The sequence below is a fragment of the Streptomyces sp. NPDC054834 genome, assembly GCF_053611185.1.
Map to the genome: position 1 here is coordinate 36,545 of NZ_JBSGZV010000025.1, position 21,588 is coordinate 58,132.

The 21,588-nt window shown below is 69.8% G+C and carries 20 protein-coding genes and 1 pseudogene; 10 read left to right on the forward strand and 11 right to left on the reverse strand.

What is annotated here, in order from left to right; translation table 11 throughout:
- Positions 1 to 62: 62 nt before the first annotated feature.
- The 3 genes from ACWGJM_RS29035 to ACWGJM_RS29045 all read left to right on the forward strand — a co-directional run bounded on the left by ACWGJM_RS29035 (position 63) and on the right by ACWGJM_RS29045 (position 2,285).
- Entirely contained in the window at positions 63 to 1,199 is a 1,137-nt protein-coding gene (locus ACWGJM_RS29035) for a pectinesterase family protein (RefSeq protein ID WP_453414677.1), read from the forward strand.
- Between the two features lies 1 nt (position 1,200).
- Entirely contained in the window at positions 1,201 to 1,389 is a 189-nt protein-coding gene (locus ACWGJM_RS29040) for a hypothetical protein (protein WP_453414678.1), read from the forward strand.
- A 98-nt stretch (positions 1,390 to 1,487) separates the two neighbouring features.
- Positions 1,488 to 2,285: an HAD family acid phosphatase gene (locus ACWGJM_RS29045; RefSeq protein ID WP_453414679.1), complete on the forward strand. Its 798-nt coding sequence runs from the start codon at positions 1,488 to 1,490 to the stop codon at positions 2,283 to 2,285.
- On the opposite strand, the gene ACWGJM_RS29050 is transcribed toward ACWGJM_RS29045, so the two are convergent.
- Positions 2,278 to 4,479, reverse strand: a complete 2,202-nt coding sequence (locus ACWGJM_RS29050) for a family 43 glycosylhydrolase (protein WP_453414680.1) — start codon at positions 4,477 to 4,479, stop codon at positions 2,278 to 2,280. The genes ACWGJM_RS29045 and ACWGJM_RS29050 overlap by 8 nt on opposite strands.
- 198 nt (positions 4,480 to 4,677) lie before the next feature.
- Here ACWGJM_RS29050 and ACWGJM_RS29055 point away from each other — a divergent pair.
- Positions 4,678 to 5,831, forward strand: a pseudogene (locus tag ACWGJM_RS29055) (right-handed parallel beta-helix repeat-containing protein).
- A gap of 173 nt (positions 5,832 to 6,004) precedes the next feature.
- Here the strand turns inward: ACWGJM_RS29055 and ACWGJM_RS29060 are convergent.
- A complete protein-coding gene (locus tag ACWGJM_RS29060; RefSeq protein ID WP_453414681.1) occupies positions 6,005 to 6,865 on the reverse strand; it encodes a hypothetical protein in 861 nt (286 codons plus the stop codon).
- A complete protein-coding gene (locus ACWGJM_RS29065) occupies positions 6,862 to 7,428 on the reverse strand; it encodes a SigE family RNA polymerase sigma factor (RefSeq protein WP_453414682.1) in 567 nt (188 codons plus the stop codon). Before ACWGJM_RS29065 ends, ACWGJM_RS29060 begins: the two co-directional genes overlap by 4 nt.
- 232 nt (positions 7,429 to 7,660) lie before the next feature.
- Here ACWGJM_RS29065 and ACWGJM_RS29070 point away from each other — a divergent pair, with 232 nt between their 5' ends.
- Positions 7,661 to 9,112 carry an NCS2 family permease gene (locus tag ACWGJM_RS29070; RefSeq protein ID WP_453414683.1) on the forward strand — a complete coding sequence of 484 codons (1,452 nt, stop codon included), beginning with the start codon at positions 7,661 to 7,663 and terminating at the stop codon, positions 9,110 to 9,112.
- A 24-nt stretch (positions 9,113 to 9,136) separates the two neighbouring features.
- Here the strand turns inward: ACWGJM_RS29070 and ACWGJM_RS29075 are convergent, their stop codons facing one another.
- From ACWGJM_RS29075 to ACWGJM_RS29085, 3 genes are all read right to left on the reverse strand, one after another.
- Positions 9,137 to 10,594 carry a peptidoglycan D,D-transpeptidase FtsI family protein gene (locus ACWGJM_RS29075; RefSeq protein ID WP_453414778.1) on the reverse strand — a complete coding sequence of 486 codons (1,458 nt, stop codon included), beginning with the start codon at positions 10,592 to 10,594 and terminating at the stop codon, positions 9,137 to 9,139.
- An 82-nt stretch (positions 10,595 to 10,676) separates the two neighbouring features.
- Positions 10,677 to 11,147 (reverse strand): GNAT family N-acetyltransferase, encoded by a 471-nt coding sequence (locus ACWGJM_RS29080; RefSeq protein ID WP_453414684.1) that lies wholly within the window; start codon positions 11,145 to 11,147, stop codon positions 10,677 to 10,679.
- 2 nt (positions 11,148 to 11,149) lie between these two features.
- Complete coding sequence (locus tag ACWGJM_RS29085) at positions 11,150 to 11,923, reverse strand: IclR family transcriptional regulator (RefSeq protein WP_453414685.1); 774 nt, start codon at positions 11,921 to 11,923, stop codon at positions 11,150 to 11,152.
- 139 nt (positions 11,924 to 12,062) lie between these two features.
- Between ACWGJM_RS29085 and ACWGJM_RS29090 the strand changes: the two genes are divergently transcribed.
- The 5 genes from ACWGJM_RS29090 to ACWGJM_RS29110 all read left to right on the forward strand — a co-directional run bounded on the left by ACWGJM_RS29090 (position 12,063) and on the right by ACWGJM_RS29110 (position 16,713).
- Positions 12,063 to 13,592: an aldehyde dehydrogenase (NADP(+)) gene (locus ACWGJM_RS29090; RefSeq protein ID WP_453414686.1), complete on the forward strand. Its 1,530-nt coding sequence runs from the start codon at positions 12,063 to 12,065 to the stop codon at positions 13,590 to 13,592.
- A gap of 8 nt (positions 13,593 to 13,600) precedes the next feature.
- Positions 13,601 to 14,209 carry a DUF1349 domain-containing protein gene (locus ACWGJM_RS29095; RefSeq protein ID WP_453414687.1) on the forward strand — a complete coding sequence of 203 codons (609 nt, stop codon included), beginning with the start codon at positions 13,601 to 13,603 and terminating at the stop codon, positions 14,207 to 14,209.
- Positions 14,210 to 14,254: 45 nt separating this feature from the next.
- Complete coding sequence (locus ACWGJM_RS29100) at positions 14,255 to 14,761, forward strand: N-acetyltransferase family protein (protein WP_453414779.1); 507 nt, start codon at positions 14,255 to 14,257, stop codon at positions 14,759 to 14,761.
- A 74-nt stretch (positions 14,762 to 14,835) separates the two neighbouring features.
- Entirely contained in the window at positions 14,836 to 15,555 is a 720-nt protein-coding gene (locus ACWGJM_RS29105; RefSeq protein WP_453414688.1) for a DsbA family oxidoreductase, read from the forward strand.
- Between the two features lie 96 nt (positions 15,556 to 15,651).
- On the forward strand, positions 15,652 to 16,713 hold the full coding sequence (locus tag ACWGJM_RS29110) for an aminotransferase class V-fold PLP-dependent enzyme (RefSeq protein WP_453414689.1): 1,062 nt from the start codon (positions 15,652 to 15,654) through the stop codon (positions 16,711 to 16,713).
- A 234-nt stretch (positions 16,714 to 16,947) separates the two neighbouring features.
- Here the strand turns inward: ACWGJM_RS29110 and thpD are convergent, their stop codons facing one another.
- From thpD to ACWGJM_RS29135, 5 genes are all read right to left on the reverse strand, one after another.
- Positions 16,948 to 17,856 carry an ectoine hydroxylase gene (thpD, locus tag ACWGJM_RS29115; protein WP_453414690.1) on the reverse strand — a complete coding sequence of 303 codons (909 nt, stop codon included), beginning with the start codon at positions 17,854 to 17,856 and terminating at the stop codon, positions 16,948 to 16,950.
- Positions 17,857 to 17,862: 6 nt separating this feature from the next.
- Positions 17,863 to 18,267, reverse strand: coding sequence for an ectoine synthase (locus ACWGJM_RS29120; protein ID WP_453414691.1), 405 nt, complete (start codon positions 18,265 to 18,267; stop codon positions 17,863 to 17,865).
- Between the two features lie 44 nt (positions 18,268 to 18,311).
- The gene (gene ectB, locus ACWGJM_RS29125; RefSeq protein ID WP_453414692.1) at positions 18,312 to 19,583 is read right to left on the reverse strand and encodes a diaminobutyrate--2-oxoglutarate transaminase; all 1,272 of its coding nucleotides are present in this window, start codon (positions 19,581 to 19,583) and stop codon (positions 18,312 to 18,314) included.
- A 62-nt stretch (positions 19,584 to 19,645) separates the two neighbouring features.
- A complete protein-coding gene (ectA, locus tag ACWGJM_RS29130; RefSeq protein ID WP_453414693.1) occupies positions 19,646 to 20,152 on the reverse strand; it encodes a diaminobutyrate acetyltransferase in 507 nt (168 codons plus the stop codon).
- Between the two features lie 307 nt (positions 20,153 to 20,459).
- Positions 20,460 to 21,560 carry a pyridoxal-phosphate-dependent aminotransferase family protein gene (locus ACWGJM_RS29135; RefSeq protein ID WP_453414780.1) on the reverse strand — a complete coding sequence of 367 codons (1,101 nt, stop codon included), beginning with the start codon at positions 21,558 to 21,560 and terminating at the stop codon, positions 20,460 to 20,462.
- Between the last annotated feature and the right edge of the window lie 28 nt (positions 21,561 to 21,588).

The following is a 21,588-nucleotide window of genomic DNA, read 5'->3' on the forward strand; positions in this document are numbered from 1 at the left end:
CCGGGGCAGGACGGGCCCCGGCCGGCATCCCCTGACGAGCCGCACCGCGAAGGAGCATCCGCATGGCCTCGCCCCACCTCCGACCACCCCTGTCCAGAAGGGCCTTCCTCGCGGCGAGCGCCCAGGCCGCCGCCACACTCGGCCTCGCGACCGCCGCCCCCGCGCACGCCACCGGCGGCCGGCGCCCCTTCGGCCGGTACGGGTCACCGGCACGCCGCCTGACGCCGAAGACCCTGTATGTCGACCCGCACGGCCGCGGCGACTTCACACGCGTCCAGTCCGCCGTGACCGCCGCGACCGGCACCGGCCGGACCCTGGTCCTCGGCCCGGGCACCTACCGGGAGACCGTCGCCGTCGATGCCACCCGCACCGAGGCGACCTGGATCGGCGCCTCGGAGGACCCCCGGGACGTCGTGATCGTTTACGACAACGCCAACGGGACGCCGAAGCCGGACGGCTCGGGCACCTACGGCACCACGGGCTCGGCCACCACGACCGTCCAGGCCGACGGCTTCACCGCCCGCTGGATCACCTTCGCCAACGACTGGCTGCGTGCCGACCACCCGGACATCACCGGCACGCAGGCGGTGGCCATCAAGGTGCAGGGCGACCGGAGCGCCTTCACCCACTGCCGGTTCCTCGGCCACCAGGACACCCTGTACGCCGACTCGATGGCGCTCGGCGTCTTCGCCCGCCAGTACTACGCCCACTGCTACGTCGAGGGGGACGTCGACTTCGTCTTCGGCCGGGCCACGGCCGTGTACGAGCACTGCCACTTCCGCACGCTGAACCGCACCGACCTCACCGCCGCCCCCTACGGCTTCGTCTTCGCGCCCTCCACGGCGGTCGCCGATCCCCGCGGCTACCTGGTGACGCGCAGCCGGGTCAGCAGCGAGGCCCCGGACGCCTTCTACAAGCTGGCCCGCCCCTGGGTCCCCGGCTCCGACCCCACCGCCCGCCCGATGCTCACCGTCCGGGACACCCACCTCGGCCCCGGCATCGACGCGGTCGCGCCCTACACCGACATGTCGGCCGCCTACCCGTGGCGGAACCAGCGCTTCGCCGAGTACCGCAACGCGGGGCCGGGCGCGGAGGTCACCGTCCCGGAGAACCGCCCCCAACTCACCGACCAGCAGGCCCGGTCGGCGACCGGCGAGGCCTACCTCGGTGACTGGGCGCCGCGGCGGGAGGGCTGCTGACATGCGCAGACGCACCCTCCTGGCGGGCATCACCGGCGGCCTGGCCGCCGTCGGTACCCTCCCGCTCCCGCCGTCGGCCGCCATATCCTGCACGTTCGCCGCGTACAACGCCCGCAAGTCCGACGGCTCCCTGCCCGCCACGACGTTCCTGACCACGGGCAGCCCCACCATCGGCGCCACCATGAACTGACCCCGGCAGGGGACGAGGAGCCCGTTGCCCGACCGAGAAGGTATCGATCGGGCAACGGGCCTCGCGCTCGGAGGGGTGACGCGCGTAGAAAACCTGTCATGCATAAGCCACTTCGGATCGCGGCCCTCGCGGCCGCCTGTGCCCTCGCCGGTGGCGCCCTGTACGGCGCCGGCGCGGCCACCGCCGGTCAGTCCACGGCGAACTCCACCCACGAGCCCTACAACATCGGGCAGCTGGTGAAGGACATCGACACCTACTACGGGACCACCGCCGACGCGAACGGCGTCTACCAGGCGTCCCCGGACAGCCCGTACGCCACGGACCTGGCGCGCCTCGACTCCGCCGCCAAGCGGTACATCGACCAGGCGGCGCGCAAGGCGCACCACCGGCACGAGAAGCCCGCGGTCGTCTTCGACATCGACGACACGCTGCTGCTCAGCCTCGACTACGAGAAGCGCTACAACTACACCTACAACTCGACCACCTGGGGCGACTACGTGAACCGGGCCGACCGCCCGGCCGTCTTCGGCAGTCCCGAGCTGGTCCAGTACGCCGAGTCCAAGGGCGTCGAGGTCTTCTACAACTCGGGTCTGAGCGAGTCGCAGCGCACCGCCGCCGTCGAGAACCTGAAGAAGGTCGGCGCCGATGTGAACCTCGACGCCGACCACATGTTCCTCAAGGACAAGGCGAACCCGCCGTCCTACCTGAGCGCCTGCGCCACCCCGGGCACCTGGAACTGCACCACGGTCCAGTACAAGTCCGGCACCCGCGAGCACATCGAGGACGACCTCGGGTACGAGATCATCGCCAACTTCGGCGACCAGTACTCGGACCTCGACGGTGGCCACGCCGACCGCACGTACAAGATCCCGAACCCGACGTACTTCGTCAGCTAGCGTTCCTCACCGGTCTGATCGACTCCAGGGTCGGTACGACCGGTTCGATCGTGCCGTCGGCCGCGAACCGCATACGGTCGACCGTCGTCTCCCGGTGCATACCGTCACCGCCCGCCTTCCCGGGGCCGTTCAGCGCGAACCGGTGGTAGACGATGTACCAGTCGTCGGTGCCGGGCACGTTCACCACGGAGTGGTGGCCGGTGGCGAGGATGCCGTACTCGGGACGCTTGGACAGGATCGTCCCCCGCTTGGTCCACGGGCCGAGCGGGGACGGTCCCGTCGCGTAGGCCACGTGGTAGTTCTCGCTACGGGTGTCGTCCTCGGACCACATGAAGTAGTACGTGCCGTTCCGCTTGATCACGAAGGATCCCTCGCGGAAGTTGTCCGTGGTGATGTCCTTCACCTTCGACGGGTCGTACGACGTCATGTCGTCGTTCAGCGGGACCACGTACGCGTGCCCGTTGCCCCAGTACAGATACGCCTGGCCGTTGTCGTCCGTGAACACGGCCGGGTCGATCATCTGGCCCGCCAGGTTGCCCTTGGCGACCAGGGGTCTGCCGAGCGCGTCCTTGAAGGGGCCGGCGGGGGAGTCGGCCACCGCCACGCCTATCTGCTGCTCCGCGCAGAAGTAGAAGTAGTACTTGCCGCCCCGTTCGGCGATCGCCGGTGCCCAGGCGTTCTTGTCGGCCCAGGAAACGTCCGGGCCCAGGTCGAGGATCACGCCGTGGTCCTTCCAGTGGACCAGGTCTCTCGACGAGTACGCCTTGAAGCTCGTCCCGCTCCAGCCCTGATGGCCGTCCGTCGTGGGGTAGATCCAGTACTGGCCGTTCAGGTAGTGGACGTCCGGGTCCGCGTTCAGGCCGGGCAGGATCGGACTTCGGGTGCGGACGGCCTCGACCGTCCAGGTGCGGGTCGTGCCGTCCGCCGCCGTCACCGTGTACTTCCGCGGCTTGCGGAAGTCGCGCCGGGTACCGGACCTCGGGCTGACCGTCGCGCCCTCACCCACCCACAGCTTCGGTGCCAGCCGGGACAGATCGGCGTCCGGCTCCATCGGGAGCACGACCTTCGACGCCGGCTCGGTGACGACCGCGTACCCTTTCTGGTCCTTCGCCGTCGCGTCCACCACGGAGGTGGGCGTGCTGGGGTACGCGGCCAGCAGGCGGTCGTACTCCGCCTGCGTCACCGGCATCACCGTGCCGTGCCGGGGGCTCGCCGGGAGCTGGTAGTCCGTGGACATCGTCCACTTGCCGGAGTCCAGGTCGGTGGTCTCGAAGGGCACGTAGCCGCGCAGACCGTACTCGTCGATGAACAGGTACCACTTGTTCTCGGTGTTCGACTTGAACACCGTCGGTCCCTCGCCGCGCTCGATGGACCCGCTGCCGATGCAGTCGGAGACGAAGTCGTACTTGGTGCTTGTCAGGCTGGTCGATTTCTCGCCGGTGATGAACTTCGAGCAGGGCGAGCTGGAGGACGGATCGCGTTCGTCCTTGGTGTAGCGGTAGTAGGTGTCCTTGTACTTGACCACCGTCGAGTCGATGACCGAGTAGCCGGGGTCGTCCCAGACCTTCGGCGCGCTGAAGGTGCGGAAGTCCTTCGTCGTCGCGTACAGCATCTTGTTGTACGTCGATCCGGTGTGGTCGGGGTCGTCGTCGGCGTACAGCTTCGACGCCCAGAAGACGACGTACTCGCCCAGCGAGTCGTCCCAGTAGGCCTCCGGCGCCCAGGTGTTGCCCGCGTTGTCGGGGGCGACCTTCACCAGGCGCTGGTCGGTCCAGTGCACCAGGTCGGTGGACTCCCAGATCATGATGGACTTGCTGCCGTGCCGCTGGACGTGGTCCCAGCTGCCGCTGCTGTTGTTGTACATCCTGAGGTCGGTGGCGATCAGATAGAACTTGTCGCCGTCGGGGGAGCGGATGACGAACGGGTCGCGCAGGCCCTTCTCGCCGATGGTCGAGGTCAGGACCGGCTTCCCGGCGTTCAGCTCGCGCCAGTGCAGCGGGTCGTTGCCCCGGCTGAGGGCGTAGCGGATCTGCTCGCCGTCGGCGGTGCCCTCGCCGGTGAAGTAGGCGAAGAGGTAACCGGCGTACTTGGGGTGTTTCACGGGTGGGGCTCCAGAGTGCGCGGTGCCGGGCGGGGCGGCGAACAGCGTGAGCAGGAGGGCGAGACAGGCGAGGAGCGCGGCTCTTAGGCGCATGGGCAATCCTGTCGGAGCTTGGGGGTTTCTGTTGGGTGTTGCGCCCTCGGAGTGTCACCAGTGGGGAAAGGCACGTCAATCGATGAGAGCGGGATGAGAACCGCCGAAACTTTCGCTCGTTTTCGTTCGGCCCGGCAACCCGCTCCGGCCACGGTGGCGACCGGTGTCCGTAGCATCCCCCTGGGAAAGGAACACCCCGTGCGCCAGAGCACCGGACGCCACCGCAGGACGCGCACCCTCTCGATCGCCTCGACGGTGGCCGTCGCCGCGGGGGCCGGCGGCGTCTACCTCGGCCTGTCGAACGGCGGCGCCCAGGCCGCCACGACGACGGTCACCGTGTCCAGCACCGCCCAGCTGGAGTCGGCCGTGAAGAACGCGGCGGCCGGCACCGTCATCCAGGTGCGCGGGGGCACGTACTATCCGACGGCCACCCTCAAGTCCACCGCGAACGGCACCGGTTCGAACCGGATCACGCTCCAGGCGTACGGCAGCGAGAAGGTGAAGATCGACGGGTCCAAGCTGCCCGCCGGCTCCTGGCTCACCGGGATCTACGGCAGCTACTGGACCGTCCAGAACCTCACCTTCCAGAACTCCCCGGCCCAGGGCTTCGTCGTCACCTCCTCCACCGGCGGCGTCTTCAAGAACCTGGTCACCGCGGACAACGGCGACTCCGGCTTCACCCTGCGCGGCGACAACACCGTGAACAACCTCGTTCAGAACCTCAACAGTCACGGCAACTACGACGCCGCCGGGCACGGCCAGAACGCCGACGGCATCGCCGTCAAGTTCGGCTCCGGCACCGGCAACAAGGTCACCGGCGCCCGCCTGTACAACAACTCGGACGACGGCCTCGACCTCTGGCAGTTCTCCTCGCCGGTCACCATCGAGCACTCCTGGGCCTTCGGCAACGGCAAGAACCGCTGGAACGACTCGGCCTTCGAGGGCAACGGCAACGGCTTCAAGCTGGGCGGCGGGGGCATCGCGGTCGCGCACGCCGTCAACAACAACGCGGCCTGGGACAACACCCTCAACGGCTTCACCGAGAACTCCAACACCGGCGCATCGTGCTCAACCGCAACACCGCGTACGCCAACACCGAGGCCGGCTTCTACTTCGCCACCGGCAAGGCCCGCCTCGCCCGCAACCTCGCCGTGGGCAACAAGGGCGGCCTGGACAAGCTGGGGTCCGCCACCGTCTCCGCCGCCAACAACTGGGACAGCGGAGTCAGCACCCCCGCTTTCAAGTCGACCGACGCGACGACGGCGTACGGCGCCCGCGATTCGGACGGTTCGCTGCCCGCGACGAGCTTCCTCACCACGGGTTCGGCCACCATCGGCTCGACCATGAATTAGCCCGCCGGCCAAGGGAGAACGCCCCGCCGGTCGTCACCGGCGGGGCGTCCTCGTGGCCGGTCGAGGGGGGCTCGGACCGGCCGTACCGGCCGAGGGGGGCTCAGGCCGACACTTGTACTGACGCTGAAAACGAACACATGGTTGTCGAACGTGTGATTGTTTTCTGGGTCGGTTCAGGAGTCGCCGTCGCCCGAGTCGTGCGCGGCGAAGTCGCCCTTCACGGCGTACCGGGCGGCGCCCGCGGCGCCCGTGACGGTGTAGGTGTCGTCCTTCGCGTCCCGGCCGCCGCGCTCGTGGTTGTACTGCCCGGCGAAGACCCACTCGCCCGCAGGGACCGTGCGGCCCTCCTTGAGCACCCATGTGTAGACCAGGAAGCCGTTCCTCTCCTCGACGGTCTGGGTGAAGTCGGCCTCGGGCAGGGACCGCCAGGCGCCCGCCGTCGACACGCCGCCCGTCTGCGCCACCTTCAACTGCACGGTCAGCGCGTTCAGTTGCTTGGACGTCTTCAGGGTGATGTTGCTCTGCGCCCAGAAGTCGTTGCTGTGCGGGTCGACCGAGCCGTCCGACCACACAGGGCCGTCCTGCGTACCTTCGGCGGCCGGCGCCTTCGGGGTGGCCGAGGCCTTCGGGGGCGTCGGCGTGGGGGACGGACCGGCCTGGTGGGAAGGCCGCGTGGCGCCGTCGGAGCCGGTCGTCGGGGCCGCCGAGTGGACCGGTGGCCGCCTCGTCGCGTCCGGCGACGGCGTGGGCGTCGGCGAGACCGCGACCGTCTGCTGGGCCGGGGTGTCGTCGTTCTTCACCGCCGAAGCCACCGCGTACCCGCCGACCGCGAGGACACCGGCCACCGCGGTCGTGGCGCTCACCACCCGGAACCAGCCGAACACCGGCGGGCGCGTCGCCCGGTGGTCGGAGCGGCCCTGCGCGGCCATGCCCCGCTCGACCCGGGCCAGGATGCGGGCGCGGTCGGGTTCGTGCTCCTCGGCCGCCTCGTGCAGCCGGGCGCGCAGCTCGTCGTGCACGTCCTGCTGCCTCATCGGTTCCTACCTCCGGTCTCGCCGCCGCGCGCCATCGCCGCGTGCACCTTCTGCGGAGCGCGCTCGGTGCCGAGCAACCGCTGTAGTTCGGCCATTCCCTTCGACGTCTGGCTCTTAACCGTACCCACCGACACCCCCAGGGCCAGCGCGGTGTCCTTCTCCGACAGGTCGAACGCGTGCCGCAGCACCACACACGCCCGCTTGCGGAACGGCAGCCTGCGCAGCGCCTCCTGCACGTCCACCACGCCGGCCACGTCGGGGTTCTCGGTCTTCTCCTCGCGGTGCGACCAGAACAGCGAGATCCGGCGGCGCTCGCGCACCGCGCTGCGGATGCGGGTACGGGCCAGGTTGGCGACGACACCCCGGGCGTAGGCCACCGGGTGGTCGGCCGCGCGCACCCGGTCCCAGCGGTGCCACAGCGCGAGCAGCGCGTCCGCGGCCAGGTCGTCGGCGGCGTCCGCCTCGCCGGTCAGGAGGTAGGCGAGACGGGAGAGTTCGGCGTAGTGCCGTTCGAAGAAGGCATGGAACTCCACGGAGGCGGCGTCGTCGACGACTGTGCCCACGGGCGACCTCTCTGTGTGTGTCATGTGAATGACATGTGGTTGTCCGGGGGTGGCCGGGACGGGATCCGGAAGCGTAGCAGTGAACAACCGCTTGGTTTGTACGAGGGTTCGAACGCCGTATGGTCGGCCGACGTCCGATTCCGTAACACGGAGAAAACCTGAAACCGGTTCAACGAGGGAACAATCCAGCCAGCATCCGCAGACCGATCATGAGGCGACAAGGAGCAACACCATGTCCGAGACGCAGAAGGTGGCCGACCGGCCAAGTGCCGCGCCACCCGCGGCGAACGGTGTCGACCGGTACTTCAGAATCTCCGAACGCGGATCGACGTTCGGCCGGGAGATACGCGGCGGCCTGGCGACCTTCTTCACGATGGCCTACATCCTTGTCCTGAATCCGATCATCCTGGGCAGCGCCAAGGACAAGTTCGGCCACACGCTCGACGCGGGCCAACTGGTCACCGCCACCGCCCTGGTGGCCTGTGTGATGACGATCATCATGGGCGTCGGCGGCAACCTTCCGCTCGCCATCGCCGCCGGCCTCGGCCTCAACGCCGTCGTCGCCTTCCAGCTCGCCCCGCTGATGAGCTGGGCCGACGCGATGGGACTCGTCGTCCTCGAAGGCGTCCTGATCTGCGTCCTGGTGCTCACCGGGCTCCGCGAGGCGATCATGAACGCCATCCCGCAGCAGCTCAAGCAGGCCATCGGTGTCGGCATCGGCCTGTTCATCGCCTTCATCGGCTTCGTCGACGCCGGGTTCGTCAGCCGCATCCCCGACGCCGCGAACACCACGGTGCCCGTGCAGCTGGGCGCCGTCGGCCGGCTCACCGGCTGGCCGGTCCTGGTGTTCTGTCTCGGCGTACTGCTCACCATCGCGCTGCTCGCCCGCAAGGTGAAGGGCGCCATCCTGATCAGCATTGTCAGCATGACGGTCGTCGCGATCGTCATCAACGCCGTCGCCGACATCAAGAGCTGGGGCCTGACCACCCCGAAGGTCCCCGACAAGATCGTGGCCGCCCCCGACTTCGGACTCGTCGGTCACTTCAGCCTGTTCGGCGGCTTCGCCAAGGCCGGGGTGCTCACCGCCGTCCTGCTCGTCTTCACTCTGATCCTGTCCGACTTCTTCGACGCCATGGGCACCATCGTCGGCATCAGCGCGGAGGCCGGACTCCTCGACGAGAAGGGCCAGGTGCCCGGCATCGGCCGCGTCCTGTTCATCGACGGCGCCGCCGCCGTCGCCGGCGGAATCGGCTCCGCCTCCTCCAACACCGCCTACATCGAGTCCGCGGCCGGCGTCGGCGAGGGCGCCCGCACCGGCTTCGCCAACGTGGTCACCGGCGGTCTGTTCGGCCTCGCGCTCTTCCTCACCCCGCTGCTCACCATCGTCCCGCTCCAGGCCGCCGCACCGGCCCTGATCGCGGTCGGCTTCCTGATGATGACCCACGTCAAGCACATCGACTGGGACAAGTACGAGATCGCCATCCCGGCCTTCCTCACCATCGCCGCGATGCCGTTCACCTACTCCATCACCGACGGCATCGGCGCCGGCTTCCTGGCCTACGTCGTCATCAAGTCGGTGCTGGGCAAGGCGAAGGAGGTCAACTGGCTGCTGTGGACGGTGTCGGCGCTGTTCCTGGTGTACTTCGCGATCGACCCGGTGGAGCAGATCCTGGGCGTGAAGTAGCGCGCCAAGGCGTGCGGCAGTACGTCAACTCCGCAGCGCGGCCCGCATCATCGCCTTGGCCACCGGCGCGGCCAGGCCGTTGCCGCTCACCTCGGAGCGGGCCGCGTCCGACTGCTCCACCATCACCGCGACGGCGACCTCCTTGCCGCTCGAGTCGGACTTGCCGAACGAGGTGAACCAGGCGTACGGCGTCTTGCTGTTGTTCTCGCCATGCTGGGCGGTGCCGGTCTTGCCGCCCACGGTCACACCGGAGATCTTCGCGTTCGTACCGGTGCCGTCCTCGACCACCGTCCGCATCGCCGACTGGAGCTGCTCGGCGGTCGAGGAGCTGACGATCTCCTTGCTGTCCGCGCTGTCGTCGTAGTCCTTCAGTACGTCGCCGCCGCTGTCGGTGATCCGCGAGACCATGTGCGGCGAGACCAGCTTGCCGCCGTTGGCTATCGCCGCCGACACCATGGCCATCTGAAGCGGGGTGGCGGTGACGTCGAACTGGCCGATGCCCGACAGGCCCGTCTGCGCCTTGTCCATGTCCGAGGGATACACGCTGGCCCACGCCCGCACCGGCACATCGAGCTGGTCGTCGTCGAAGCCGAACTTCTCGGCCATCGCCTTCACCTTGTCCTGGCCGAGGTCGACGGCCATCTTCCCGAAGACGTTGTTGCAGGAGTACTGGAGGGCGACGCGTATCGAGGCGTTCTTGCAGGGCGCGGAGGCGTTCTCGTTGGAGAGCGGCCGGGTGGTGCCCGGCAGGGTGTACGGGTCCGGGCTGGCGGTGTGCTCGTCCACGTCCTTGTACAGCCCGTCCTCCAGCGCTGCCGCCGCGACGACCAGCTTGAACGTCGAGCCCGGCGGCAGCGGCTGGCGCAGCGCCCGGTTGGTCAGCGGCTTGTCCGGATCGGCGTTGAGGTTCTTCCAGGCGGTGCCCGCGGTGTTGGCGTCGGTCAGCGTGGACGGGTCGTACGACGGTGTGGACACCACCGCGAGGATCTTGCCGGTCTTCGGGTCGATCGCGACGGCGGCGCCCTTGTTGTCGCCCAGCGCGCTGTACGCCGCCTTCTGCACGTCCGGGTCGATCGTGGTGATCACGTCGCCCGGGTCGGCGCGCTTGCCGGTGACGGTGTCCATGACGGTCTTGAGCCGGTTGTCCGTGCCGTTGAGCAGCTCCTGGTAGATGCCCTCGAGCTGGGTCGGCGCATACGCCTGCGAGGCGTAGCCCGTCACCGCCGCGTACAGCTTGCCGTCCTTGTACGTGCGCTTGTACGCGAGGTCGCCGCCCTTCGTACGGGCCGAGCCGGTGATCGACTCGCCTGCCACGATGATGTTCCCGAGCGGCTCCGCGTACGTCTGAATGACGTTGCGCCGGTTGTTCTTGTCGTCCGCGAGGGCCTTGCCGTCGTAGAACTGCACCCACGTGGCCCTGAGCAGCAGGGTGAGCACGAGCAGCAGTGTGAAGACGGACGCCCGCCTGATCGTCTTGTTCATCCCGGTCATGAGGACGAGCGGGATGCGGCAATCGTTCCGCTCCGCCGGGTTTCTCATCGGGCTTTCATGCGAGCAAAAGCCTTCATGAGAGCAGCAGCACGACCTCCTCGATCTCCGCGCCGCGGGCGTTCGCGTATCCCCGGGCCCGTGCGCTCTCCCGGAACCCGCACTTGCGCAGCACCCTGAGCGACCCGGCGTTGTCGGCCGCCGCACGCGCGTACAGCGGGCGTTCCGGCACCTCGGCGAGCAGTCCCCGCAGAGCGGCCGTGGCCAGGCCGCGCCCCCAGTACGCGCGATCGATCCAGTACGCCACCTCGCGCTCGCCCGGCTGGCCGTACACCATCGCGCTCCCCACCACCTCCCCGTCCGCCAGGACGGTGCGCGCGAGCCCGTCCGCCGAGGAGCGGAACTTCTCCCAGTGGGCGTCGAAGGAGTCGTGGTCGGCCGGGTTCTCGGGGGTGAAGGCGGCCATCCACACCGCCTCGGGGTCGTTCATCTGCCGGTAGAACACCGGCAGATCGCTGTCGAGGACCTCGCGGAGCACGACCTCCATGGTCACAGCCTACGGGTGGCGAGGGTCAGCCGGTCACGGGCGTCGAACAGAGCGTCCTTGATCATCTGCTCATGGGCGGGGGTCAGCCGGGCCACCGGCACCGAGCAGCTGATCGCGTCGCGGGCAGGGGTGCGGTAGGGAATCGCCACGCCGAAGCAGCGCAGGCCCAGCGTGTTCTCCTCGCGGTCGACGGCGAAGCCCTGCTCGCGGACCTGGCGCAGCTCCTCGATGAGCTTCTCCCGGTCGGTGATCGTGTGCTCGGTCAGCGCCGGCAGCGTCTCCGGCAGCAGCTTGCGCACCTGCTCGTCGGTGTGCGTGGCCAGCAGCGCCTTGCCCAGCGAGGTCGAGTGCGCGGGCAGCCGGCGGCCGACCCGGGTGAAGGGGCGCAGATAGTGCTGCGACTGGCGGGTGGCCAGGTACACCACGTTCGTGCCGTCCAGACGGGCCAGGTGGATGGTCTCCGTGGTGTCGTCGGAGAGCCGGTCCAGCGTCGGCCGGGCCGCCGCGACCACCTCGTCGCCGTCGATGTACGACGTACCGACGAGCAGCGCCCGCACCCCGATGCCGTACCGCGTGCCCGTCGCGTCCGTCTCCACCCAGCCCAGCTCCACCAGCGTGCGGAGCAGCATGTAGAGGCTGGACTTGGGATACCCGACGGCCTCCTGGACCGCCGCGAGGGAGTGCATACCGGGCCGGCCGGCGAAGTACTCGAGCAATTCCACGGTCCGCACCGCGGACTTGACCTGCGCCCCGCCGCCTGTCTCGCCTGCCGACATCGCCGTTGACCCCTTCGTTCGACGAGGACCTGAAGATATAGTCTCCAACAGCATATTCATCATCAGAGACAGTGTTCAGTATATCGAACGTCCCTGGTCGATGGCGTACATACTGCGGCACTACATGGAGGGACCCGCGGTGGCAGCAGCACCAGTCTGGAGTGTCGACCCGCGCACCGGGAAGCAGCGTGAACAGGTTGCGGTGGAGGCCACAGCCGAAGAGGTCGACGCCGAGGTGAAGGCGGCGCAGGCCGCGCGCGGCGCCCTCGCCGACCGCACGGTCCGCTCCGCGTTCCTGCGCGCCGCCGCCGACGGCCTCCAGGCGGCCAAGGACTGGCTGGTCGAGACCGCCGACGCCGAGACCGCCCTCGGCCCCGTCCGGCTGACCGGCGAACTCGCCCGCACCTGCTACCAGCTGCGGGCCTTCGCGGACATCGTCGACGAGGGCGCCTTCCTCGACGTCATCGTCAACCACCCCGACGACACCGCCACCCCGCCGATCCCGGACCTGCGCCGCTACAAGGTGCCCCTGGGCGTCGTCGCCGTCTACTCGGCGTCCAACTTCCCCTTCGCCTTCTCGGTCGCCGGCGGCGACACCGCCAGCGCGCTGGCCGCCGGCTGCCCGGTTGTCGTCAAGGCCCACCCCGACCACCCGGCCCTGTCCGAACTGGTCGCCAAGGTGCTGCGCCGGGCCGCCGCCGAGCACGGCATCCCCGAGGGCGTGGTCGGCCTGGTCCACGGCTTCGAGGCGGGCATCGAGCTGATCAAGCACCCGCTGGTCGCCGCCGCCGGCTTCACCGGTTCCGTCCGGGGCGGACGCGCCCTCTTCGACGCGGCCGCCGCCCGGCCGGTCCCGATCCCCTTCCACGGTGAGCTGGGCTCGCTCAACCCGGTCGTCGTCACCGAGGCCGCCGCCGCCGAGCGGGCCGACGCCATCGGCGCCGGTCTCGCCGGGTCGATGACCCTCGGCGTCGGCCAGTTCTGCGTCAAACCGGGCCTCGTCCTGGTGCCGTCCGGCGCGGCGGGCGACGGCCTGGTCAAGTCGCTCACCGACGCCGTCAGCGACACCGACGCCGGCGTGCTCCTCGACCACCGCATGCGGGACAACTTCCTCGCCGGCGTCGCCGAGCGCGCCGAACTCCCCGACGTGGAGTCCCCGGTGACCCCCGGCGCCGGCGGCGAGCACACGGTCAGCGCGGGCTTCCTGACGGTACCGGCGAGCAAGCTGGCCGAGGAGGGCGCGTACGACCTGCTCCTCGAGGAGTGCTTCGGGCCGGTCACGGTGGTCGTCCGGTACGACGACGACGGCGAGGCGACGGCTGTCCTGTCCCGGCTGCCCGGCAACCTCACCGCGACGGTTCACCTGTCGGAGGAGGAGGCGGCGGGAGAGGGCCGGGGCGCGGAACTCCTGGCCGAGCTGACGCCGCTGGCGGGACGCGTGCTGGTCAACGGCTGGCCGACGGGGGTGGCGGTCGCCCCCGCCCAGCACCACGGTGGGCCGTACCCGGCCACCACCTCCACCTCGACCTCCGTGGGCGGTACGGCGATCGAGCGGTGGCTGCGGCCGGTCGTCTACCAGAACGCCCCCGAGGCGCTGCTGCCGAAGGAACTGCGGGACGACAATCCGCTGGGGCTGCCCCGGCGGTTCAACGGCGCTCTCGAGCGGTAGCACCCGGCATGGACGTGGAACTTCCCGAACTTCCCTTCGCTCTGCGCACCTACGGCCCCGACGGCAACTGGTCCTACGAGGACGGCGTGCTCACCGGGTGGGCCGGGCCCCGGCAGGACCGGTTCGTGCCGCCCACCGGGGAGGCGCTGGAGCCCGCCTCCGACGCGCCCCGGCTGCTTGGCGCGCCCGAGGGTGACTTCCAGCTGATCGCACGGGTCACCGTCGGGTTCGCCGCCGCGTTCGACGCGGGCGTGCTCTACATCCACGTCGGCGAGCGGGCCTGGGCCAAGCTGTGCCTGGAGTACTCCCCGGACGTGCCCACCGTCTGCACGGTGGTCACCCGGGGACACTCCGACGACGCCAACTCCTTCACCGTGGACGGCAGTTCCGTCTGGCTGCGGATCAGCCGCACCGGCCGGGCCTTCGCCTTCCACGCCTCCCGGGACGGCGAGCGCTGGACCTTCGTCCGGTTCTTCACGCTGGGTGAGGAGAAGGAGACCGACGCCGCGCTCATCGGCTTCATGACCCAGTCGCCGATGGGGGAGGGCTGCGTGGTGACGTACGACCACATCGAGTTCCGGGACGGCTGGCCGGACGACCTGCGGGACGGGAGCTGAGCGGTCCGGAACCGCGGTCGCCCGGGGCACGTCCTCCGCTGCGTGATCGAAGCGCACCGGAACATCGAGTCCCTGGTGATCAGGACCGCCCTGCCCGCGGAGGCCGAGGCCGTCGCCGAGCTGCACGTCCGGGCCAGGTCGACGTACTACCCGGACGGCCTGCCGGAGGACGGTTTCGACTGGGCGGCCCGGTGGCGTGAGGCCATCGGGCGGCCCGACGGCCAGGTGCTGTGCGCCGTGCGGGCCGGGCGCCTGGTGGGCATCGCCTCCTTCCGCACCCCTAAGGACATGCCCGCCGGGGACGTCAAGCTGTTCCAGTTCCACGTCGCCCCGGGCCACTGGCGCACGGGCATCGGCACGGCCCTGCACGCCGCCTGCGTCGAGCAGTGGCAGGCCGACGGCAGGCGGAGCGCGGTCCTCGACGTGCACGTGGACAACGCACGCGCCCAGGCCTTCTACGCCCGCCAGGGCTGGGCACCGGACCCGGAGAACCCGCCCGCCGAGGGCGACCACCACCTGTTCCTGCGGTACGCGGTGCGGCCCGGGGAATGAAATACGCTGCTTGAACGTTCACGCACCAGGGCGGAGAGAGCCTCCACACCGGTACGACCTGGAGAGCCGTGAACATGCGCGTCGAAATCTGGACGGACATCGCTTGTCCCTGGTGCTACGTGGGCAAGGCCCGCTTCGACAAGGCGCTCGCGGCCTTCCCGCACCGCGACCAGGTCGAGGTGGTGCACCGCTCCTTCGAACTGGACCCGGGCCGCGCCAAGGGCGACGTCCAGCCCGTGATCAGCATGCTCACCCGGAAGTACGGCATGAGCGAGGCGCAGGCCGAGGCGGGCGAGGACAACCTGGGCGCGCAGGCCGCCGCCGAGGGGCTGGACTACCGCACCCGGGGCCGTGACCACGGCAACACCTTCGACATGCACCGCCTGCTGCACTTCGCCAAGGAGCAGGGCAGGCAGGACGAGCTGATCCAGATCCTGTACCGGGCGAACTTCGCCGAGGAGCGGTCGCTCTTCACCGAGGGCGACGAGCGGCTGGTCGCGCTGGCCGTCGAGGCCGGACTGGACGCCGACGCCGTCCGCGCGGTGCTCGCCGACCCGGGCGCGTACGCCGACGAGGTCCGCGCCGACGAGCGCGAGGCGGCACAGCTCGGCGCGAACGGTGTGCCCTTCTTCGTCCTCGACCGCAAGTACGGCGTCTCCGGTGCCCAGCCAGCCGAGGTCTTCAGCCAGGCGCTCACGCAGGCGTGGGGCGAGCGGCAGCCGCTGCGGCTCATCGACTCGGGTGACGCCGAGGCGTGCGGTCCCGACGGGTGCGCGGTGCCGCAGCAGGGCTGAAAGCCGCAGCTCAGGGCGTACGTATAAGCGCCGCTTAGCGGACCCACGTAAAAATCCGCAATGGACGGGGACTTCATCGGGCCGCACAGTGGATCCATGGAGACCTCCGAGACCTTCGAGAGCCTCGTCCGCGCCGAATTCGCCCCCAAGAACACCTACCTCAACACCGCGAGCAACAGCCTGCTGCCCGCCCGCACCGTCGCCGCCCTGCACGAGGCGGCGATGATGCGGGCCGAGGGCCGGCCGCTGGGCCCGCTGTACGAGGACGTGGAGGCCTGCCGGGCCGGGTACGCCCGGCTCGCCGGAGTCCCGGCCGACCGGGTGGCGGTGGGTGCCTCCGTCGCCGCGCACTCCGGGGTGATCGCCGCCTCGCTGCCCGCGGGAGCCGAAGTCCTCACGGCCGAGGACGACTTCACCTCGGTGCTGAACCCGTTCCACGTCCGTGGCGACCTCAAGGTCCGCACGGTCCCGCTGGAGCGGATCGCCGAGTCGGTCCGCCCGGACACCGCGCTCGTCGCGGTCAGCGCCGCCCAGTCCGCCGACGGGCGGATCGCCGACCTGGCCGCTCTGCGCGAGGCGGCCCGGGCCCACGGCGCGCGGACCTACGTCGACTTCTCCCAGGCGGCCGGCTGGCTGCCGATGGACGCCGACGCCTACGACTTCTCCGCCTCCGTGTCCTTCAAGTGGCTGCTCGGCCCGCACGGCGCGGCCTTCCTCGTGGTCCCGGAGGACTTCGGCGGGCTGACACCGGTGCTCGCGGGCTGGGTCGCGGGGGAGCGGCCGTGGGACAGCTGCTACGGCCCGGTGGCCGAACTCGCCCACTCCGCACGGCGGTTCGACCTGACCCACGCCCTGTTCACCTGCGCGGGACTGCGCCGCTCCCTCGACCTGATCGAGGAGCTCGGCGTGACCGCCGTCCACGAGCACGACCTGGCGCTCGCCGACCGGTTCCGGGCCGGCCTCGCGGCGCTCGGCCACGAGCCGGTGCCCGCCCCCGACTCGGCGATCGTGTCGGTGCCCGGCCTCGGCGACCGTCAGCCGGAGCTGAGCCGCGCGGGCATCGAGGTCTCCAACCGCGCCGGCAACCTGCGCGCGGCCTTCCACCTCTACAACACCCCCGCGGACGTGGACCGCCTACTGGACGCCCTGGCCCCCTGACACGACCGGGCCGGAGCCCCCCGTCCCACACGAGGCGGCCCCGGCCCGGTGTTCAGGGGGTTACTTCACCGGGGTGAAGTCGCGGGCGCCGATGCTGTGTTTCCCGGGGGCAACCCCCGGACCCCCGGCCGGTCTCGCGGCGCTCGGCCGCGGGTCTGTGGCGCTTCCGCCTGACACGACCGGGCCGGAGTCCCCCGTCCCACACGAGGAGGCCCCGGCCCGGTGTTCAGGGGGTTACTTCACCGGGGTGAAGTCCCGGGCGCCGATGAACTCCGGTCGCCGTACCGGAGCCGCGAAGGGTTCCACCGCCGCGTTCTCCACGCTGTTGAACACGATGAAGACGTTGCTGCGCGGGAACGGCGTGATGTTGTCGCCGGAGCCGTGCATGCAGTTGCAGTCGAACCAGGTCGCCGATCCGGCCGCGCCGGTGAACAGCTTGATGCCGTACTCGCCGGCCAGCTTGGTCAGCGCCTCGTCGGACGGCGTGCCCGCGTCCTGCATCTGAAGCGACTTCTTGTAGTTGTCCTTGGGCGTGGCCCCGGCACAGCCCAGGAACGTCTTGTGCGAGCCCGGCATGATCATGAGCCCGCCGTTGGTGTCGTAGTTCTCGGTCAGCGCGATCGAGACGGACACCGTCCGCATGTTCGGCAGGCCGTCCTCGGCGTGCCAGGTCTCGAAGTCCGAGTGCCAATAGAAGCCGCTGGCACCGAAGCCCGGCTTGACGTTGATCCGGGACTGGTGGACGTAGACGTCCGAGCCGAGGATCTGCCGGGCGCGGCCGACGACCCGCTCGTCCCGCACGAGGTTCGCGAACAGCTCGCTGATCTTGTGCACCTCGAAGACGGAGCGGATCTCCTGGGACTGCGGCTCCACGATCGACCGTTCGTCGGCGCGGATCTCCGGGGCGTTGACCAGCCGGTCCAGTTCCCGCCGGTAGACGGCGGCCTCTTCCGCGGTGATCAGCTGGTCGACGGCGAGGAAGCCGTCACGCTCGAACGACTCGAGGTCGGTCGTCGCGATCGGGCCGGCGGCGCCGGGGGCGCCCCAGAGGACCGGGTCCTGGCGCGGGATCGACACCTCGGTGGCGCCCCGGCTGGGGTAGAGGTCGGTGACGATGGGCGTGGTGGTCGTGGTAGTGGTCATGGTCTGTCACACCTCCTCGGGCTCGGTGAGCAGCGGGTAGACGCCGTTCTCGTCGTGGTCCTCCCGTCCGGTCACGGGCGGGTTGAACACGCAGAGGCAGCGGAAGTCCTCCTTGACGCGCAGCGTGTGCCGCTCGTGGCCGTCGAGGAGGTACATGGTGCCGGGAGTGATCGTGTACGTCTCCCCGGTCTCGTGGTCGGAGAGTTCGGCCTCGCCCTCGACGCAGACGACGGCCTCGATGTGGTTGGCGTACCACATCGACGTCTCCGTACCGGCGTACAGAATCGTTTCGTGCAGGGAGAAGCCGACCTTCTCCTTGGCCAGCACGATGCGCTTGCTCTCCCAGGTGCCGGACGCGGCCTTCACATGCCGGTCGGTGCCTTCGATGTCCTTGAACGAGCGGACGATCACGGTGGTGCACTTCCTCCTTGAGCTGGACCTTTGTCAGGTCGTGGTCAGGCGGTCTCGCGGACGGCGCGGGCGAGGACGCGCAGGCCCTCGTCCAGCTCGTCCGGAGTGATGGTGAGGGCCGGCAGCAGTTTGACGACCTCGCTCTCCGGGCCGGAGGTCTCGATGAGCAGCCCCAGCTCGAAGGCGCGCCGCGCGACCCGCCCGGCGCGGTCCTTGTCGTGGAACTCCAGGCCCCAGACCAGCCCCAGGCCGCGGTACTCCTTGACGTCGGCGAGGTTCTCCTCGGTGATGGAGATCAGCGCCTGCTCGACCTGCTCGCCGCGGGCCCGGGTCTGCTTCTCCATCGCGGCCCCGTCGGTCCAGTACGCCTCCAGGGCGGCGGTGGCGGTGACGAACGCCGGGTTGTTGCCACGGAAGGTGCCGTTGTGCTCGCCCGGCTCCCAGATGTCCAGCTCGGGCCTGAACAGGCACAGCGACATCGGCAGCCCGTAGCCGCTGATGGACTTGGACACGGTGACGATGTCGGGCACGATCCCGGCCTCCTCGAAGGAGAAGAACGCGCCGGTACGGCCGCAGCCCATCTGGATGTCGTCGACGATCAGCAGCATGTCCTGCCGCTCGCACAGCTCCTTGAGCGCCCGCAGCCACTCCGGGCGCGCGACGTTGATGCCGCCCTCGCCCTGAACCGTCTCCACGATCACCGCGGCGGGTTTGTTGAGCCCGGAGCCCTGGTCCTCGAGCAGCCGCTCGAACCACAGAAAGTCCTGGACCTTGCCGTCGAAGTAGTTGTCGAACGGCATCGGCGTGCCGTGCACCAGCGGGATGCCCGCGCCGGCCCGCTTGAAGGCGTTGCCGGTGACGGCGAGGGAGCCGAGGGACATGCCGTGGAAGGCGTTGGTGAAGGACACGATGGCCTCCCGGCCCTTCACCTTCCGCGCCAGCTTCAGCGCGGACTCCACGGCGTTGGTGCCGGTGGGGCCCGGGAACATGACCTTGTACGGCAGGTCACGCGGGCGCAGCACCAGGTTCTGGAAGGACTCCAGGAAGGCACGCTTGGCGCTGGTCGACATGTCGAGGCCGTGTGTGACGCCGTCCCGTTCCAGGTAGTCGATCAACGCCCGTTTCAGGACGGGGTTGTTGTGGCCGTAGTTCAGCGAGCCCGCGCCGGCGAAGAAGTCGAGGTACTGATGGCCGTCCTCGTCGAACATGCGGCTGCCCTGCGCGCGGTCGAAGACGGTGGGCCAGCCACGGCAGTAGCTGCGTACCTCGGACTCCACGGTCTCGAAGACGCTGAGGTCGGGCTGGGTGATGGTCACGACGAATCGCTCCTCGTTGCGTGGGGGGAGGGGAGTGCGTGGGGGTTCTTCAGCGTGGGGGTTCAGAAGGAGAGGGGACCGATGCGGTACAGGACTTCCGGCTCGTGCGGCCCGTCCGGGAACAGCCCCGTGTCGAAGAGCACCTCGCGGGAGAGCTTGGCGCCGTGGCGGTCGGCGTACGAGGTGAACAGGCGCTCCGAGGCGGTGTTGCCCGGGGTGATCGTGGTCTCGACGCAGGTGATCCCGCGCTCGGCGCCGAGGCGCGCGGTCAGCCCGTCGAGCAGCGCGGCCGCGATCCCGCGACCCCGGTGGGCCGCGTCGACCGCCACCTGCCAGACGAGCAGGGTGTGCGGCTGCTCCGGCCGTACGTACCCGGTGAGGAACCCGACCGGTGTCCCGTCGGTGTCGCGCGCCACCGCCGAGGTGGCGGCGAAGTCGCGGCACCACAGCAGGTAGCTGTAGGAGGAGTTCAGGTCGAGGGTTTTGGAGTCTTTGGCGATACGCCAGAGCGCGGCTCCGTCCGCCACCACCGGGTGGTCGATGAGCAGGTCTGCTTGTGCGGCAGTCATGCGGATTGAATTTACCCGTGGAAATTCAAAAATGCATGGCTGAACAGGGTTACTTCGGTGCGGGTCCTGTGTTATCGCGCAGGCGCGGGCAGGTGCACGGCGAGACATCACTAGGTCCCGGTTTGTACGCCTCAAAAGGTGCAAATCGGAAGGCTTGTGTAATGCGTCACAGCCATGTAACCCGCTCGAAAAATCCCTGTGTTTACGCCCTGGAAAAGCGGGCAGAAGCACCGGGGAAAGCTACCCTGAAATAAGAATTAGCAAATCGCCGTGAATTCACGCTCCGGTCACACCGCCAATACACTCGCTACCGCCAGGTGGAGTCCACGGCCTCGCGTGCGCGCCGCGGATCCACGCTCAGCCCCTGCTCGGCCAACGCGGCGCCCACCGCTGCCAAGGACGCCCGCACCGCGTCCGCCGTCGCGTCCGGCCCGTAGTGGTTGACCCGGATCATCTCCCCGGCCAGCGCGCCACCGCCCGCGGCCAGCGGCAGCGCGGGGTCGCTCGCCAGCGTCCGGGCCACCAGCTCCGACGCCACCACGCCCGGCGGCACCCGCAACGTCGTCGCCACCGGTGCCGCGTCCCGCTCCTCGTACACATACGGCTCCAGACCCCCGCCCAGAGCCGCCGCCCCGGCCCGCGTGGCCAGCGCGGCGCGCCGGTGCCGGGCCATCACGGACTCCAGGCCGGCCGCCTCGATCCGCTCCAGACAGGCCTCCAGGGCGAGCATCTCCAGCTGGGCGGGAGCGTGCAGCAGCGTCTTGCGGCCGCCGTCGATCCAGCGCTCCTTCCAGTCGAGCAACGACAGGTACGAACGGCGCGGCGCCCGCGGGTTCGCCGCCATCCGCGCCCAGGCCCGCTCGCTCACCGAGACCGCCGACACACCCGCCGGACCGCCCATCGCCTTCTGCGCCCCGATCACGCACAGGTCCACGCCCCACGCGTCCGGCAGCACCGGCTCGGCACCCACGGAGGCGACCGCGTCCAGATAGAAGAGGGCGCCCTGCTCCCGTACGGCCTCGCCGATCTCCGCGACCGGGTTGGTGTTGCCGGTCGCCGCCTCCGCGTGCACGAGCGACACGAAGTCGATCTCCGGGTGCTCGGCGAAGGCCTCCCGGATCCGCTCGGCCGTGACCGCCGTGTGGAAGGGCACCGCTAGGTCGTACACCGTGGCCCCGCAGTCCCGCAGCCAGTTCCCGAACGTCTGTCCGTACGGACCGGTGATCACGTTCAGCGCGATCGTGCCCGGCCCTGCGGTCGCCCGGATCGCCCCCTCCAGCGGCAGCAGCGCCTCGCCCTGAGTGATCACGACGTCCTGCCGGGTGTCGAGCAGCCGGGCCACCCGGTCCTCGATCGAGGCGAACCGTGCGGCGCTCAGCGGGGGGAGATCGAGGAAGGCGTGGGTCACGGCGGTGCTCTCTTCGCTCACGGGGAAC

Bases quoted from the DNA above. Each gene is read 5' to 3' on its own strand.
- ACWGJM_RS29035 (WP_453414677.1), top strand. From the start codon at position 63: ATGGCCTCGCCCCACCTCCGACCACCCCTGTCCAGAAGGGCCTTCCTC.
- ACWGJM_RS29040 (WP_453414678.1), top strand. From the start codon at position 1,201: ATGCGCAGACGCACCCTCCTGGCGGGCATCACCGGCGGCCTGGCCGCC.
- ACWGJM_RS29045 (WP_453414679.1), top strand. From the start codon at position 1,488: ATGCATAAGCCACTTCGGATCGCGGCCCTCGCGGCCGCCTGTGCCCTC.
- ACWGJM_RS29050 (WP_453414680.1), bottom strand. From the start codon at position 4,479: ATGCGCCTAAGAGCCGCGCTCCTCGCCTGTCTCGCCCTCCTGCTCACG.
- ACWGJM_RS29060 (WP_453414681.1), bottom strand. From the start codon at position 6,865: ATGAGGCAGCAGGACGTGCACGACGAGCTGCGCGCCCGGCTGCACGAG.
- ACWGJM_RS29070 (WP_453414683.1), top strand. From the start codon at position 7,661: ATGTCCGAGACGCAGAAGGTGGCCGACCGGCCAAGTGCCGCGCCACCC.
- ACWGJM_RS29075 (WP_453414778.1), bottom strand. From the start codon at position 10,594: ATGAACAAGACGATCAGGCGGGCGTCCGTCTTCACACTGCTGCTCGTG.
- ACWGJM_RS29080 (WP_453414684.1), bottom strand. From the start codon at position 11,147: ATGGAGGTCGTGCTCCGCGAGGTCCTCGACAGCGATCTGCCGGTGTTC.
- ACWGJM_RS29085 (WP_453414685.1), bottom strand. From the start codon at position 11,923: ATGTCGGCAGGCGAGACAGGCGGCGGGGCGCAGGTCAAGTCCGCGGTG.
- ACWGJM_RS29095 (WP_453414687.1), top strand. From the start codon at position 13,601: ATGGACGTGGAACTTCCCGAACTTCCCTTCGCTCTGCGCACCTACGGC.
- ACWGJM_RS29105 (WP_453414688.1), top strand. From the start codon at position 14,836: ATGCGCGTCGAAATCTGGACGGACATCGCTTGTCCCTGGTGCTACGTG.
- ACWGJM_RS29110 (WP_453414689.1), top strand. From the start codon at position 15,652: ATGGAGACCTCCGAGACCTTCGAGAGCCTCGTCCGCGCCGAATTCGCC.
- thpD (WP_453414690.1), bottom strand. From the start codon at position 17,856: ATGACCACTACCACGACCACCACGCCCATCGTCACCGACCTCTACCCC.
- ectA (WP_453414693.1), bottom strand. From the start codon at position 20,152: ATGACTGCCGCACAAGCAGACCTGCTCATCGACCACCCGGTGGTGGCG.